The organism is Pseudoalteromonas sp. KG3 (assembly GCF_030436385.1).
Classification (GTDB): Bacteria; Pseudomonadota; Gammaproteobacteria; order Enterobacterales; family Alteromonadaceae; genus Pseudoalteromonas; species Pseudoalteromonas prydzensis.
This window is the reverse complement of the sequence record NZ_CP098523.1, coordinates 1,452,987-1,469,136: the sequence shown is the minus strand read 5'-3', so window position 1 is coordinate 1,469,136 and position 16,150 is coordinate 1,452,987. Positions and strand designations below refer to the sequence as shown.

Here is a 16,150-nt window from a genome sequence, read left to right as displayed (position 1 = left end):
AAACAACATGTCTTAAAATGGTGGCGTATTATCCCTGACCAAGGCGTTGATCACAAGTACTTGACCTTTTTATTAACTGCAATAGACTGAGCGCCATCAAGGGTCGAGTCATAAAAGTAGTAATTTTGAAGTTAAATAACAGTGAAGCAAACTGGTTTTCTCAGCAAGTTGTCGATTGGTATCACCTACATGGACGTAAAACGTTACCTTGGCAGCTAAATAAAACACCATACAAAGTCTGGGTATCAGAAGTCATGTTGCAACAAACTCAAGTTGTGACTGTTATTCCATATTTTGAAAAGTTTATGGCAAGTTTTCCAGATATTATTGCTTTAGCAAATGCAGATGAAGATCAGGTACTGCATCATTGGACTGGGCTGGGTTATTACGCGCGTGCACGAAATTTACATAAAACAGCAAAAATTATTCGTGATAAATACAACGGGGTCTTTCCCACAACACTCGATGAAGTTGTTGCGTTACCTGGAATAGGGCGCTCAACTGCTGGCGCTGTATTATCGTTATCACTTGGGCAACATCACCCAATCTTAGACGGTAATGTAAAGCGGGTATTGGCACGCTATTTTATGGTTGAGGGTTGGTATGGGGTTAAAAAAGTTGAAAACCAACTGTGGCAATTAACTGAGCAACTCACCCCAAAAGAGAATGTTACTGAGTTTAATCAAGCGATGATGGATTTAGGCGCAAGCCTGTGTTCACGAAGTAAATTTGACTGCCAAGCTTGCCCATTAAACGCGCGTTGCGAGGCATTTAATAGCGATCTGGTGAAACAGTTTCCTCACTCGAAACCTAAAAAAACAGTACCCAAAAAGGTGTGCCATCAATTGATAGTGCGATGTGATGAGCAAGTTTTGATGGAAAAAAGGCCTAACTCAGGTATTTGGGGTGGATTATTTAGCTTTTTTGAGTTTGAGCAAAAAGCCCAGTTAGATACATTTTTGGCTCAACAAGGTCTTGCACTGACAACTGATGCTCTGGAGCCTTTCACTCATGTATTTTCGCATTTTGAATTAACGATTAATCCTCATGTGTTAAAGCTAGCTAAAATACCAGATGTAGTTAATGAGCGGCAGCTGGTTTGGTACCCACTAGATCAGTCAATAGAAGTCGGTTTAGCCGCACCAACTAAAAAGCTAGTTAAACAAATCGCTTCAATAGTTTACACTAGCTAATATCGATTTTAAGTGAATAAGAGGTCTATCATGGCACGTACAGTATTTTGTCAAAAGTTACAAAAAGAAGCAGAAGGGTTAGGATTTCAACTTTACCCAGGTGAGCTTGGTGAAAAGATCTTCAATAATATTTCTAAAGAAGCGTGGGGTCAGTGGCAACACAAGCAGACTATGCTAATTAATGAAAAGCATTTAAATATGATGGATCCTGAGCATCGCACTTTTTTAGAGCAGCAGATGGTCGGATTTCTATTTGAAGGTAAAGAGGTAGAAATCGAAGGCTATCGTCCACCAGAAAAATGATTTTCTATAGTAAAAAAGGGCTGTTAAAGCCCTTTTTTATTGCTTAAATTAAATCGTATCATCTTGCACTTGAGCATTACGTACTTGCTCTTTTAAATATTGCGCAACACGTGAATATTCAATTTCTAAATTATCACGCAGTTCAATCAACTGATCACTGGTTAAATCTTGCTCTTTGCACTGACTTTCAAAATCAGCGGCAAGCTCTGCTACTTTCTCTGCACCGATAGTTTTTGATATTGATTTTAATTGATGACACGCCGAGATGATTATTTCCTTATCTGCGGTCATTACGCCGGTATTTATTTCTTTAGTTAAAGTATGACTTTGCTCTAAATACATTTTAAAGAAGCGCAATTGCTTTGCTTCATCATTATTGATGTACTTGGCAAGCATCTCCAAGTTTATGGGCGTTGTAGGTTTAGTTGGTTTAGCGGCGATAGGCCCTTGCTTGCTTATATCACTCCATCTATTGAGGGTTGCCTCTAGCGTGTTTAATTCAACCGGTTTAGTAATGAAGTCATTAATACCCGCGTTTAAACAGCGCTCTTTTTCACCTTTAAGCGCATTTGCGGTTACTGCGATAATATAAGGTTGGGCGTTAATATCCTCAAGCTGTGAGGCTTCGTCACGGATTTTTTCAACCATGTCATAACCAGACATTTTAGGCATGTGCAAATCGGTTAAAATTAATGGGTAATGACCGCTTTGCCACATTTTTAAACCTTCTTCACCGTTTTCAGCAACCTCTACACCAAAGCCTAATAAGTGCAATTGATCGGTGAGCACTTGCTGATTCAAAATATTGTCCTCAACGAGTAATACCAATTTGTTCTCATCGCGAGCTTGCTCAACACTTAAATAATTATTAAGGGTTTTAACCGGCTTAACTTGCTTTGGTGTGTGCAGCCCAGCTGCAACTAATAACGACATCATAAAGTTTGACTTACACAACGGCGCTGCATTTAGGTAAAAAATGTTCTGATGATTGATTGCCGTTTCGTCTAATTTACTCAGTACCACGACTTGCTGGTTATTATCTTCAAGGGTGTACAATAAACGGCGTAATAAATAATTAATATTATCCATTGCATCAACACCATCAAGTACCCAGATAATACCGGGCGTATCTTGATGTTGTTCAACTTCTTCAACGGTTTGTACCGTAATTGTTTTAGCACCCATAAATGATAGGTAACGATTTAGGGTTTGCTTTCTGGTTGGGTGCTCTGTAACAAGCACAACACGGTGATCTTTTAATGCATTTTTATGCGCGTACTTAATACTGTTTTCGGTGCTAAATGGCAGCTCCACGACAAAGTCACTACCAATTCCTACATTACTAGTGACATTAATTGAGCCCAGCATTAGCTCAGTTAAACTTTTACAAATTGATAAACCTAAACCGGTTCCGCCGTATTCTCGGGTAATAGAGCCCTCGGCTTGGATAAATGGATTAAATATTTCTCGAAGCTGGGCTGGGTTCATGCCTTTACCGTTATCACTTACGGTAAAGCGCAAAGTGAAATGATCAGTGGTGTTTTGTGCCACTTCTACCGAAATTCTCACATAGCCTACACGGTCGTCATTACTGCTGGTAAATTTAATCGCGTTACTACATAAGTTATACAACACTTGGCGTACACGAACAGTATCACCAATTAAGTTAATCGGGATATCAGGAGCTATGGCAAGTTCTAACTCTAATTGGCGTTTTTTAGCTACCGATGACAAGACTCTGGCAACTTCCTCTATGGTATCTGAAACTGAAAAAGGAATTGTATCTATATTGAGTTTACCGGCTTCAATTTTTGAGAAATCCAAAATATCATCCAAAATCCCCAATAATGAAAAGGCTGATTCACGAATAATAGTACTTAAGCGATGCTGGGCGCCATTGAGCTCGGTTTGTCTCAATAAATCTATCGTGCCAATAACGCCATTCATTGGCGTGCGTATTTCATGACTCATAGTCGCTAAAAAAGTTGTTTTTGCTTCGCTTGCTTGTTCAGCTCTTTGGCTCGCTTTTTCAAGCGCTAAAGTACGGTTTTGTACTTCTGTTTCAAGGCTACTTTGTAGGTTCTGTAAGTCTTGTTGGGCGATAGCATTATTGCTGATTGCATTTTGTATTTGCAGCAATAGTTGGTTGATATTTTTAGCAACAACGCCAAGACCAATATCGAGGTTCTCATTAACTTGAGTATTATAACTGTTCGATTTAGTGATGCTTTCTAGCTCGTGGGCAAGAATGTCACTGCTTTTACGTAATCGAGTATTTAGGTAGACGTTAAAAAACATTGCCAGCAAAAATAAGCATACAACAGCAAATCCAGCCATGGCTATTGCAAGTACTAGTGAATGTTGTGGTAACAAGGCTGCAGAATTGAATTTTTGTTTGATGATCAATTCACCAACGGGTTGATCATTTAATTTTAACTGATGATGAATAACACCTTGCTCGGCTAAATGCTGGTCAAGTTTATTAGCTTCAATTACAGGCTTATTGCTGGCAAAGACTAACTGTGCCGGAGCAGTTGTTGGATACCTATATAAGTAGTAATCAAACTGATTATTCAGTGCGACACTTAAATCGAGTAATTTGTTGGCATTATCTTGTCCTGAGCGAGTTAATGCATTTACTAATGGCAGATCTAATTGCTCTGCTAATTGCGTTAAACTTAGTGAGTTTTGTTTTACTTTAGAGTTTTGCGTAGGGTAAAAAGAATATGCAACTACAACGAGTGCTGTTATGGCTAGGTTTATAATTATAAAAAGGGGCAATAGGCCTTTTACAGGAGAAGAAAATTTACTCTGCATTTATTATCCAACTTATCTATTATCAACCGCAATCTAAACAGTCGCTTGTGTACTGGGAATCAATCCTATCATTTACCAGAAATAATTCACTACGTTTTTAGGACTGTTGTACACAAAACAGTTAAAATACCTATCCGATAGATAAATTAAAGAGTACTTGCTGTAAAAAACAGCGTACTTTACATTTATTAATCTCTTTGTTGAAAAACTGTGCAAACAGTTATAAAGAATAAAAAAAAAGTTGACTTGAAAGGGCAAAACCAGTTTAATACGCCGCACGCCCAGATAGCTAAGTCAGTAGAGCTAAGTGGGAAGTGTATAGATTAAAACTGAAATGCCCAGATAGCTCAGTTAGTAGAGCTAAGTGGGAATTGTATTGAAAATCCTTTGTGATTTTTAATTAAAACTGAAATGCCCAGATAGCTCAGTCGGTAGAGCAGAGGATTGAAAATCCTCGTGTCCGTGGTTCGATTCCGCGTCTGGGCACCATTATTAAAGTAATGATGTTTAAATCAAATGATTAAAACATTATTATGCGTGCCTTAGCACACAGTTTAGTGTGCCGACTTAGCTCAGCTGGTAGAGCAACTGACTTGTAATCAGTAGGTCAACCGTTCGACTCGGTTAGTCGGCACCATTTATTTAGATTAAATGTTTTAAAAACATTTAATTAGCACTGTTTAAGTGCCTCGATAGCTCAGTCGGTAGAGCAGAGGATTGAAAATCCTCGTGTCCGTGGTTCGATTCCGCGTCGAGGCACCATTTATTGTTTGATACTAAGTTGTATGCGTCATCGAACTACGTTCGATTACAAAATACATCCATGTATTTTGCCCTGCGGGCCATCCTTCGGATGTTAAAAATTGTTCCTGACAATTTTTTACCGCCTCAGTGCACCATTTATTAAAAGTTATCAATCTTTAAAATTGAAACGTGCCTTAGCACACAGTTTAGTGTGCCGACTTAGCTCAGCTGGTAGAGCAACTGACTTGTAATCAGTAGGTCAACCGTTCGACTCGGTTAGTCGGCACCATTTATTAAAGTAAAATGTCGAGTTTATAGTACGTTTTACAGCACAGTTGATGTGCCTCGATAGCTCAGTCGGTAGAGCAGAGGATTGAAAATCCTCGTGTCCGTGGTTCGATTCCGCGTCGAGGCACCATTTATTCTAGCCTAGCGCTAATATCTGAAATGCCTTTTCCTACTAAATCATAGTTCCCCTACAAAAACACCTAGTTTTCGTCATAACAGACGGAGGCGACTTTGTGAACGCCAGAAACCGCGATAAAGAAACACCTATGAGTTAAAGGCAAGATTTAAATCAGAAGTGACTTTTATGGTCAGTTACTTTATCAGTGCTATAGTTATTTAAAGTAGTGTATTTGGCAGTTAAATTGATGGTGGCTTTAAATAATAGGTTAAATAAATATAAATATTTGCAGTCTTAAAGTAAAAATGGGAACATAAAGCTACAGAAATCAAGGAAGAAAAATTGCATGAATTTAAAGCATGATGTTGCTGAAAATAAATATCAACAATACAGAGATAGAGCCTTAGAGCAGGCACGTAGGAATTTACCAATACAGATAAGGGATAAGGTTAAATTCAGAAATATTGACAATGAAGCACTGCTAATAGCTAAGGTATGGGAATCTTCACCATTAAGAAAAGAGCTTCCCTAGTCATTTGCACAGGGCTTTAAAAAATGGGCGTTTAGACACCCAAATCGCTTGGATCTAGCTGTTTGGTATGAAAATAATTTATGTAGTTTATCAATTGGCTTTCCCACAAAAACAGGGAAGTCTATGAGACTGGATGTTATCGAGAAAAACCCTTGTAATTATCCTTTAGATAAAAGTATTTTTGCGATAAACATAGTTGCTTTTGAAGAGTTCGCAGACTTGATTGGAGCAGATAAAATTAAAATAATGCGTCCTTTAAATGACAGGTTAATCAATTTTTATCGTTCTTACGGATTTATTTATCAAAAAAGTAAGGGTAGTGAACCAGAACATCTGTGGAAATATCTTTAACTGACAGGAGGTGTTTATTATGACTTCTAAAGCTAAATTAGTTTACGTAAATAAATCTAAAGTTAGACCTCCAGAGGGGACTCCTGAGTTTGATGCCTGGATAGAGGCAAGGTCAAAAGCGCGTGCGAAGTTTTATTTTGATGAAAGCAGAGATGTACCAGATTTAGCTGAAAATACTCAGTTTCTATGTGGTTCTTGGGATTTTTTGTCTCAAACAGATGATGAAATAGATGCTGAGAATGAGGCAATGGAAAAAGCTGAAGAATTACGTAAACGTGAAAACTTAAAAGTAATTAAGTAGCGACTTAGTTATACCAGTAAATGAAAAGTCTTAAATTAGAGATAAAACCTATAATTTTTGAAATCACCTTTAATGGTGAGTGAGCATGTATTTTGTTGTGTGAGTGAAATTGACTTCGAGCGCTTTGGTACTGTTTTGGCGTGTGGGTTGAAAATCCTCGTGTCCGTGGTTCGATTACAAAATACGTCCCTGTATTTTGCCCTTCGGGCCATCCTTCGGATGTTAAAAATTGTTCCAGACAATTTTTTGCCGCCTCAGTACACCATTTATATTAAAGCCCTGCATGAAAATGCGGGGCTTTTTTGTTTTAAGAGAAAATTAGCACAAGTAAAGCTTGCCATGTACTCGGTTGAGTTTTCTAATTCACCTTTCACCTTTCACCTTTCACCTTTCACCTTTCACCTTTCACCTTTCACCTTTCACCTTTCACCTTTTACCTTTTACCTTTTACCTTTTACCTTTAATCCCACAAAACCTACGCTTCATCGCTGTTTCCCTTAAGCATGTGTAATGTTATGTAAAGTCAGTTGAGCTATTGCTGTGCTGGTGCTTGAATTACACTCATAAATAGCAGTAATTCAGGTTTTTATATGATTTGGCAACTTAAGCCGAGTTTAGTGGCGGTGAGTGTGTTGCTGCTCAGTGCATGCAGCAATCAGCTCAATCCTACTGAACGTGCGCAAGATATCGCAAATACCCCAGAGCTTTGGCAACAAGCGACTACGTCAGCATTAAAGGTTGAAGATAATTGGCTGCAGCAGCTAGAAAACCCACAAGTTTTTTTTCTTGTTGAACAGGCATTAGCAAATAACCAGCAAATTTTGCAGTCCGGTTATGATGTTGCTATTAAACAGCAGCAGCTAATTGCCACTGGCGCGGCGTTGTGGCCGAGCTTGGATTTATCTGCACGGACGAATCGCAGCAAAGATAATCGCCCAGTTAGTTACAATAATGCCAGTTCGGCAAATTTAACCCTCAGCTACGAAATTGACCTATGGGGTAAGCTATCTGATGCAGAGCGTCAAGCTAACCTTGAATTTTTAGCAGAGCAAGCCAATTTTGAGCAAAGTAAACAGCGCTTAGTAGGCGATGTAGTCAGCGGCTGGTTTAATGTCATCAGTGCGCAAAAGCTATTGGCACTGTATCAACAGCGTGAAAAAAACGCTGAGCAAAATTTGGCAATTATTGAATCGGGTTATCGCCAAGGTTTAAATGCTGCGTTAGATGTGTATTTAACGCGTAATGAACTAAATACTGAACGTTCGCGCATTGCAGGACAAAAAGCGACATTAAATCAAGCTATTCGAACACTTGAACGGCTAACTGGAGATTATCCAAAAGGCGCCTTAACTGTCGAGGCCGAGCTACCATTATTAGATAAACCTATTCCATTAGGTTTACCGTCAGAATTGATCACCCGTAAACCAAGTTTAATGGCCAGTTGGTATCAACTGTTAAGTACCGATGCTAATTTGGCCTATGCCCATAAACAACGTTTTCCCAGCTTAGATTTATCAGCAACGTTAGGTGATAGCACGGATCGAGTAAGCGACTTGTTTTCTCCGTCGAGCCTGGCATGGTCGTTGGTTGGTAGCATTTCTATGCCGCTGTTTGATGCCGGTAGACTAAAAGCAAACGAGGAAGCTGCGCGGTTAGCAGTGCTAAGCCAAGAGCAAAATTATTTAGCGAGTTTGTATGATGCATTTAATGATGTTGAACAAGCTATTTCGCAAGAGCAGTCATTACAACAGCGCTACCAGGCTACGCTTAAAGCGCAAGAAAATGCTATTGCAGCAGAGCAATTATCATTTGAGCAATATCAAAGTGGTTTAGTCACTTACACCACCGTATTAGATGCACAAGACCGCTCTTTTGATGCACAAAGCTCTGTCATCGAAATTAAAAACCAACTTATTATTAACCGTATAAATCTTCATATTGCCCTTGGTGGCGATTTTTCACAGCCAACCAACGCATCAACAGAGCAATAACTATGAACTTAAAAACCAGAAAAATATTGATCCCAGCCGTAGTGATTGCAGCAACCGCAGCAATCGTTATGTTTATTCAAGGTAACCCGCCGCAAGCTAATCGTTTTGCAGCGCCAACTAAAGCACAAATTAGTGTGGCAGTGCAGTTACTAACACCGCAATCATACCAAGTGATGATTGATAGTTTTGGCACCGTAAAACCACGCACGCAAAGTGGCTTAGTTGCTCAAGCATCGGGGCAAATCATTGCGGTTAGTGAGCAGTTTCGCGAAGGGGGCTTTTTTGAAAAAGGGGATGTGTTACTGCAACTTGATGATAGGGATCACCGCGCTGAAGTAAAAGCCGCACAAGCAAACTTATTAACTGCGCAACAGGGCTTACAAGAAGAGCAAGCGCGTGGACGTCAAGCTTTGGTTGACTGGCAGCGTTTAGGTAATGGTGCACAAGCGAGTAACTTAGTGTTGCGCGAACCACAATTAGCTGCAGCGCAAGCACAAGTGTTGTCAGCTCAAGCGCAACTTGAAAAAGCTGAACTTGATTTAGAGCGTACTAAAATTATAGCTCCTTATGCCGGTCGTGTACTCAGTCGCAGTGTTGATCTAGGCCAAGTAGTGTCTAATAATACTCAGCTTGCAACGATTTATGCCATTGATAGTGTGGAAATTCGTCTGCCAATCAAAAATAAAGATTTGCCATTTATAAACTTACCAGAGCAATATCGTGATGGGCAAAAAAATGCACTCGGATCTGCGGTGCATTTCACTTCAGACTTAGTCGGCAAGCAAAGTTGGCTTGGGCAAATTTCGCGTACCGAAGGAGCTATTGATGAAAGCGCCCAACAACTGTACGTGGTGGCACAAATTAATGATCCATACAAAGCAACGGCGCAAAACCAATATCCAATTAAGATAGGGCAATATATTAAAGCGCAGATCAGCGGCAAACAGGTAAACGATGTATTGGTTATTCCTAACAGCACCATTTATCAAGGCAGCTATGTGTATGTTGTTGAGCAAGGCGTACTTAAGCGTAAAGAGATTCGCTTAGCATGGCAAAACGCGACGCAAGGAATTATTGCCAGTGGTTTAACGGCTGGTGAACAGTTGGTACTCACACCGCTTGGTCAGGTGAGCTCAGGTACGCGAGTTAAAGTAATGGGTGAACCTGCAACCTCGACAGAACCTGTGAAAAAACAGCGCCCAAGTCGTGAGCAGCTCGAAGAGATGGCTAAAAAACAAGGTATTACTGTTGAGCAGTTAGTTGAAAAACGCCGTGCAGCAAGATCGCAAGGAGATAAACCATGATAGCTTGGTTTACCAAAAATCATGTTGCAGCTAATTTATTGCTGATCAGCATTGTATTTGCGGGTTTATTTAGTTTAACCACGCAAATACCGCTTGAAGTATTTCCTTCATTTGAAACCGATCGCATTAGCGTTAGCGTATCATTACGTGGCTCAACACCTGAAGATGTGGAGCAAGGGGTGACCATCCGTATTGAAGAATCAGTGCAAGATTTAGAAGGGATCAAACAGATCTCAAGTCGCTCCTCTGAAGGCTCCGCCTCGGTTAGTATTGAAGTTGAAAGTGGCTATGATCCGCGAGAGTTATTAGCTGATATAAAAAGCCGGGTCGATGCTATCAATACTTTTCCAGTTGATGCCGAAAAGCCCGTTGTAGCCCTTGCAGAGCGCAAACGTGAAGTCATCGCGGTCACCGTTGCTAGTGATTATGGTGAAAAAGAAACCCGTGAATACGCCGAACAAGTTCGAGACCAATTACTGCGTTTACCAAGTGTTACGCAGGTTGAGTTAAGTGGCGTGCGCGATTACGAATTAGCCATTGAAGTCAGCCAAGATACGTTACGCCAATATAGTTTAAGTTTAAGTGATATTTCGCGGGCCATTAGCAATTCTAGCTCTGACATCTCCGCAGGGAATTTAAAAACCGAAGGCGGCGACGTACTCATTCGCTCTAAAGGGCAAGCTTATCGCAAAGACGAATTTGCCCAAGTAGTGGTAAAGCATCAAAGCGATGGCACTATTATTCGTTTAGGCGATATTGCTAAAATCAGCGATGACTTTGAAGAAACGCCAGTGCGTACCCGCTTTAACGGTAAGCAAGCTGCGTTTATTGACGTATACCGAATTGGCCCGCAAAGCGCTATTACTGTGGCAGATGAAGTTAAAGAGTTCATTGAAAACCAGCAAACAAATCTGCCGATGGGGTTTGAGCTGAGTTACTGGGATGATGATTCAGAACTGGTTAAAAGTCGTATTGCCACGCTTACCACTAATGCCTTACAAGGCGGCATTTTAGTGTTGGCTTTACTGACGTTATTTTTACGACCGGCCATCGCATTCTGGGTGTTCATTGGTATTCCAGTATCGTTTATGGGCGCTTTTTTAGCCATGCCATTGTTTGGTGTAACACTGAACATTATGAGTTTATTTGGTTTTATTTTAGTTCTGGGAATTGTTGTTGATGATGCCATTGTTACTGGTGAAAATGTTTATACCCATTTAAAAACGGCGGAATCAGGTGAACAAGCGGCTATTCGCGGTACTCAAGAAGTGGCAACGCCGGTAACGTTTGGCGTATTAACGACAGTTGCGGCCTTTTTACCTTTGGCGTTTATTGAAGGTGGCCGTGGCGCGTTATTTGCGCAAATTCCAGTGGTGGTGATCCCCGTGCTATTATTCTCGTTAATTGAGTCTAAGTTCGTGTTACCCGCGCATTTAAAATACATAAAATTACGTCATCAAAAAGGCGAGCCCTCAAAATTTGATAAGTTCCAACAACGTTTTGCCGATGGTTTTGAGCATGCAATCTTAAAATACTATCAGCCCATTTTAAACCTCGCTTTACGCCATAAACTTGCAACGGTGAGTTTGTTTGTTGGTATTTTCTTGATCATTTTAACTATGATCACCAGTGGCTGGACTAAGTTTATTTTCTTCCCACGTATTCCAAGTGAAACAGTGCGGGTTAACTTAACCTTACCAACGGGTACGCCGTTTGAAGTGACTAATAAATATGTCATTGATATGTCGGATAAAGCTCGCCAATTACAAGATAAGTACCGCGATGAAGAGACGGGTGAAAGTGTTATTTTAAATATACTTGCTACTACCGGCGGGCGCGGTGGCGCGTCTAACTCTGGCAGTGTTCGTTTTGAAATAACACCCGCTGAAAGCCGCGACTCAGATATTGGCTCGCGCGAGCTTGCCAGCGAATGGCGCGATTTAATTGGTATTATACCTGGCGCTGAAAGCTTAACTTTTAGAGCCGAAATTGGCCGTAGTTCCGATCCGATTGACGTACAGTTAACGGCAACCTCACTGACAACATTGCAAGAAGTGGCTGATCATGTCAAAGCGCGGTTAGCGACATACCCAACGGTATTTGATATTGCTGATAGTATGTCTGATGGCAAAGAAGAGCTACAAATAGAGCTAACAGAGCAAGGCCTAGCACTGGGGTTGAATCGTGTTGATGTATCGCAACAAGTGCGTAATTCATTTTTTGGAGCGCAAGCTCAGCGTATTCAACGTGGCCGCGATGATGTGCGAGTAATGGTGCGTTTACCAATCGAAGAGCGCCGCTCAGTGGCGGATCTAAAAGATATTTTAATCAATCTACCCGATGGCGGCACTGTGCCTTTATCGCATGTAGCTAAGCTGGTGCCAGGGCAAAGTCCTTCGTCGATAAATCGCATTGATCGCTACCGTACTTTGAATGTTACCGCTGATATTGAAAAAGAAAACACCAATATGACGGTGCTCCAAGCTGACTTAAAAATTTACCTAGATGAGCTTGTACAGCAATACCCTGGTGTAAGTCACTCACTCGAAGGCGAAGCTAAAGAGCAGCGAGAGTCATTTGGTTCACTTGCATGGGCATTGGTTTTTGTGTTTTTTATTATCTACGGCTTATTAGCAATCCCATTTAAATCCTACTTGCAGCCATTGATCGTTATGAGTGTGATCCCATTTGGCATGATAGGCGCGGTAATAGGGCATTGGATCATGGGCATGGAACTGACCATTATGAGCTTACTCGGCATGCTAGCCTTAATTGGTGTAGTGGTGAACGATTCACTCGTTTTGGTTGATTTTATTAATAAAAAACGCAGTGAAGGGGGGGATTTACTGGAGGCGGTAAAAATGGCGGGCGCATCACGTTTTCGTCCTGTGATGTTAACCAGCTTAACGACCTTTATAGGCTTAATGCCGCTACTGTTTGAGAAGGCAACACAAGCGCAATTTTTGATCCCGATGGCGGTGAGTCTTGGTTTTGGAATTATTTTTGCGACCTTTATTACCTTGTTGCTAGTGCCAGTTAACTACTTGTTGATGGAGCGCCTGCAAGGCTGGTTTAAATAAAAAGTTATTCCCCACAATCTATTAGGTTGTGGGGAATACAGGCAAAATTTCTCAAACTATTTTTTCAAGCTGAGGTAAACTAATCACAAAGTAGTTAAATTCAAAGGCTTCAACATGATTGAATACCCGATTGATCAACTCCCACAGCTTATCGATGAGCTTCTGCAATGCGATACCACAGAACGTAAAAACAAGCTGTTAGCCGACGCTAAAGAAACTCTCTCAACTGAGCATTTGTCGCTATTATTTGAAGCATTGCCAAAAGAGCAACGTTTAGATATTTGGCAGCTGTTAGATGAAGACACCCAACACGAAATATTTATTAATTTAGGCGCGGATAGCTGTCGTTGGTTATTACAATCACTTGATGAAGCGGATGGCTTTAAGCTACTTGATGAAGTGAGTGTTGAAGAGTTACTTGAGCTCGAAGAGATCATCCCTGAGCGTTTTGTTGAATATGCACGGCGCCAGTTAGATGAAGTACAAACTAAGCAGTATGAACTCGCACAGCAATATAATCAGGAGCAATTAGGTCACTGGTTGGATTTTGACGCTATTAAAGTATCTGAAAAGCTAACCGTTGCGGGTGCTCGCAAAATATTGCAAAAAGGTTTACCTCAGTACACTGAAGTAATTTATTTAGTCAGCCGTAAAGGCACTTTAATTGGTGAAGTGCCAGTTAATGCATTATTTAAAGCTAATGACTCTGATACTTTGCTGAGCTTTGCAGTGCATGATGTTGCCTCTTTACATGCCGATGATGACTTATATGAAGCGGCAGAAGTGGTGATCCACAGTGAAAGAATGGCGATGCCAGTGGTCAATGCAGATAACAAGCTGCTAGGGCGTTTAAAAGTCACTTCAGCCTACGAGTTGCGCCAAGAAGTAACCGATGAAGCCGCAGCTAAAGCGGGTGGTTTACGAGAAGACGAAGACCTATTTGCCAGCGTTCGTAAAAGTGCTAAGAACCGTGGAATTTGGCTAGGAATTAATTTAGCGACCGCTTTTTTAGCGTCATGGTTTATTGGTTTGTTTGGCGCCACCATTGAACAAGTTGTGGCATTGGCGGTATTGATGCCAGTGGTGGCTTCCATGGGCGGGATTGCCGGTAGTCAAACACTTACCGTTATCGTGCGGGGGTTAGCACTTGGTCAGGTAACAGATTCAAACCGCAAAGCACTACTCAAAAAAGAGCTTAGAGTTGGTGCTGTAAATGGTTGTGTATGGGCTATGGTTATAGGTGTGCTCACTTATGTGTGGTTTAGTGATGTGATGCTCAGTATAACTATCACCGTGGCTATTTTACTTAATTTGATAGCAGCGTCTTTATCGGGGGTGGTGATCCCATCGATTTTAGATAAAATGAAAATCGATCCTGCGTTATCTGGCTCAGTAATTTTAACCACAGTGACTGATATTATTGGCTTTGTGACTTTCTTAGGATTAGGTAGTCTATTATTACTTTAATCAATTGGTTTATTTTAAATAAAGGGAAACAGGATGACTATAAAATTAACGGCAGGACTGATAGTAGTAATAGCAAGTTACAGCGCTGTAGCAAAGGATAATAAACTTTCTGAAGATCCCACCAAAGTAGTTACTCAGCTTGGGGCAAGTTATTCCGATGAAATTAAAGTCAGTGGTTCACTGAGCTTAGATGCAGTCAGAAAATTAAATGCAAGCATTAGCCTTGAAAGTGAAGAGTGACGATTTGGTGGTTCTTGGCTGTTTGATATCGGTATCGTTAATTTTAATTTTGGTAAACAATCGTTCGATCGTGGAGCAGAAAAAACCAGTTATAGCGTAGGCACATTTATGCCGTTGAGCTATTTTGATATTGCTCCTATGGGCTGGCAAATTTTTGCTATGGGTGGTTACAGCCATACCGAGGGTGATATAGCCTGTGAGCTTGATAGTAACGCATGTCCAATTATTGATATGCCATCAACCGATGGCTGGGTGCTGGTACCAAATGCAACTAATGGCGGCTATTTAGGCGCGTTTGCCTTAAAGCCACTGGCTGGGGATTGGACACTGATCACCGCAGCTGCCTATTTCATTCTCAAATACTGCTATTGTTATAAATAAAAACGTTTAAGCTATTTGATTTAGTAATATTTGTTAATTTTTTTATGCAAATATGTTTTAATCTATGTTTATATTTAGCTGCATTAAGCGCTTTCTTAGACTCTATGATAAAAACTTTTTGTATACTCACTATTTTTACATGGGCTTGTCCCGCTAGTGTATTTGCATCTGAGCACTTTAGTGATCACGAACAGTTTTGCCTGCAACAACCAGATAAGCAATGCTTAGCCTATATTAATGAACATATAGCGGATTCGGAGCTAAATTCAACACAATGGTATAAGGGGCAGTCTTATTTATTTGATTATTACTATGATAAGAATGACTTTGAAACCTTGAAAGCGATTGTTGAGCCTTTTGCAGATCGTGATGATTTACCTAAAGTATTTAAAGTGCAAACTTACTTTTATTACGCCAAAGCGTTACGTTATTACAACAATGACAAGCAGGCAAAAATATACGCAACGAAGGCATTTGATAATATACAGCAAATGTATGAGTCATTTTCTGATCCAATGCGGATACTAGAGTTGGCAAATTTACAGTATGTATTTGGTAATAAAGAAACCGCATTTCAAATGCTTTTAAAAGCAGAGCGAAAGTTTGGTAAAAGTAAAGATCCCATTTTTAACTTTGAATTACATTCAAATAAAGCAAATGTTTATCATGGTCTTGGTGATCTAGAAAATGCCAAAACGAGCCGAAAGAAAGCACTCGACTGGATTATACCGACGCAACATCAAAACAAAATTATTATTGCGCAAGGTAATTTAGCGCGCACTTATCAGCTACTCGCTGAGTATAAACAGGCTAATAAATACTACGTTGCCGCATTAGGTAATATGGTCACTCCTAGCGATGATTTAATCAAAGCAACCTATAAATTAAGATTGGCAGAAATTAGCTGGCAAGCAAAAGATCTACAACAAGCCCGGCTATGGTTGCAAAAAGTAGATGAAAAGCATTTATTATCAAGCAGTCATAAAGCGCTTTATACGCAATTAAAAGCAGCGCTATAAATCAGCGGTGAAAGTCTTGCC

14 protein-coding genes and 5 tRNA genes are annotated in these 16,150 nt (G+C 40.4%); 18 read left to right on the top strand and 1 reads right to left on the bottom strand.

Annotated elements, in window-relative coordinates:
- Positions 1–122 precede the first annotated feature (122 nt).
- Positions 123–1,193 (top strand): A/G-specific adenine glycosylase, encoded by a 1,071-nt coding sequence (gene mutY / locus NDQ71_RS07060; protein ID WP_301562659.1) that lies wholly within the window; start codon positions 123–125, stop codon positions 1,191–1,193.
- 30 nt (positions 1,194–1,223) lie between these two features.
- On the top strand, positions 1,224–1,496 hold the full coding sequence (locus NDQ71_RS07055) for an oxidative damage protection protein (protein WP_064666420.1): 273 nt from the start codon (positions 1,224–1,226) through the stop codon (positions 1,494–1,496).
- Between the two features lie 48 nt (positions 1,497–1,544).
- On the opposite strand, the gene NDQ71_RS07050 is transcribed toward NDQ71_RS07055, so the two are convergent.
- Entirely contained in the window at positions 1,545–4,313 is a 2,769-nt protein-coding gene (locus tag NDQ71_RS07050; protein WP_301562509.1) for an ATP-binding protein, read from the bottom strand.
- Positions 4,314–4,726: 413 nt separating this feature from the next.
- On the opposite strand from NDQ71_RS07050, the gene NDQ71_RS07045 reads away from it, so the two are divergent.
- From NDQ71_RS07045 to NDQ71_RS06970, 16 genes are all read left to right on the top strand, one after another.
- A tRNA-Phe gene (locus NDQ71_RS07045) sits at positions 4,727–4,802 on the top strand.
- A 72-nt stretch (positions 4,803–4,874) separates the two neighbouring features.
- Positions 4,875–4,950: transfer RNA gene (locus NDQ71_RS07040), tRNA-Thr, on the top strand.
- A gap of 49 nt (positions 4,951–4,999) precedes the next feature.
- Positions 5,000–5,075, top strand: a tRNA-Phe gene (locus NDQ71_RS07035).
- A gap of 195 nt (positions 5,076–5,270) precedes the next feature.
- A tRNA-Thr gene (locus NDQ71_RS07030) sits at positions 5,271–5,346 on the top strand.
- Positions 5,347–5,399: 53 nt separating this feature from the next.
- Positions 5,400–5,475, top strand: a tRNA-Phe gene (locus NDQ71_RS07025).
- 334 nt (positions 5,476–5,809) lie between these two features.
- Positions 5,810–5,995, top strand: coding sequence for a hypothetical protein (locus NDQ71_RS07020; protein ID WP_192542960.1), 186 nt, complete (start codon positions 5,810–5,812; stop codon positions 5,993–5,995).
- Between the two features lie 123 nt (positions 5,996–6,118).
- Complete coding sequence (locus tag NDQ71_RS07015) at positions 6,119–6,346, top strand: hypothetical protein (protein WP_192542959.1); 228 nt, start codon at positions 6,119–6,121, stop codon at positions 6,344–6,346.
- Between the two features lie 19 nt (positions 6,347–6,365).
- The gene (locus NDQ71_RS07010) at positions 6,366–6,647 is read left to right on the top strand and encodes a hypothetical protein (protein ID WP_064666423.1); all 282 of its coding nucleotides are present in this window, start codon (positions 6,366–6,368) and stop codon (positions 6,645–6,647) included.
- 99 nt (positions 6,648–6,746) lie between these two features.
- On the top strand, positions 6,747–7,148 hold the full coding sequence (locus NDQ71_RS07005) for a hypothetical protein (protein ID WP_301562508.1): 402 nt from the start codon (positions 6,747–6,749) through the stop codon (positions 7,146–7,148).
- Positions 7,149–7,237: 89 nt separating this feature from the next.
- On the top strand, positions 7,238–8,638 hold the full coding sequence (locus NDQ71_RS07000; RefSeq protein WP_301562507.1) for an efflux transporter outer membrane subunit: 1,401 nt from the start codon (positions 7,238–7,240) through the stop codon (positions 8,636–8,638).
- Positions 8,639–8,640: 2 nt separating this feature from the next.
- Entirely contained in the window at positions 8,641–9,942 is a 1,302-nt protein-coding gene (locus NDQ71_RS06995) for an efflux RND transporter periplasmic adaptor subunit (protein WP_301562506.1), read from the top strand.
- Positions 9,939–13,022 carry an efflux RND transporter permease subunit gene (locus tag NDQ71_RS06990; RefSeq protein ID WP_182761463.1) on the top strand — a complete coding sequence of 1,028 codons (3,084 nt, stop codon included), beginning with the start codon at positions 9,939–9,941 and terminating at the stop codon, positions 13,020–13,022. Before NDQ71_RS06995 ends, NDQ71_RS06990 begins: the two co-directional genes overlap by 4 nt.
- A 114-nt stretch (positions 13,023–13,136) precedes the next feature.
- Positions 13,137–14,489 (top strand): magnesium transporter, encoded by a 1,353-nt coding sequence (locus NDQ71_RS06985; protein WP_192542954.1) that lies wholly within the window; start codon positions 13,137–13,139, stop codon positions 14,487–14,489.
- A 33-nt stretch (positions 14,490–14,522) separates the two neighbouring features.
- Positions 14,523–14,729: a hypothetical protein gene (locus tag NDQ71_RS06980; protein ID WP_192542953.1), complete on the top strand. Its 207-nt coding sequence runs from the start codon at positions 14,523–14,525 to the stop codon at positions 14,727–14,729.
- Positions 14,730–14,837: 108 nt separating this feature from the next.
- On the top strand, positions 14,838–15,110 hold the full coding sequence (locus NDQ71_RS06975; RefSeq protein WP_301562505.1) for a hypothetical protein: 273 nt from the start codon (positions 14,838–14,840) through the stop codon (positions 15,108–15,110).
- A 104-nt stretch (positions 15,111–15,214) separates the two neighbouring features.
- Positions 15,215–16,129, top strand: a complete 915-nt coding sequence (locus tag NDQ71_RS06970; RefSeq protein ID WP_301562504.1) for a lipopolysaccharide assembly protein LapB — start codon at positions 15,215–15,217, stop codon at positions 16,127–16,129.
- Positions 16,130–16,150: the final 21 nt, after the last annotated feature.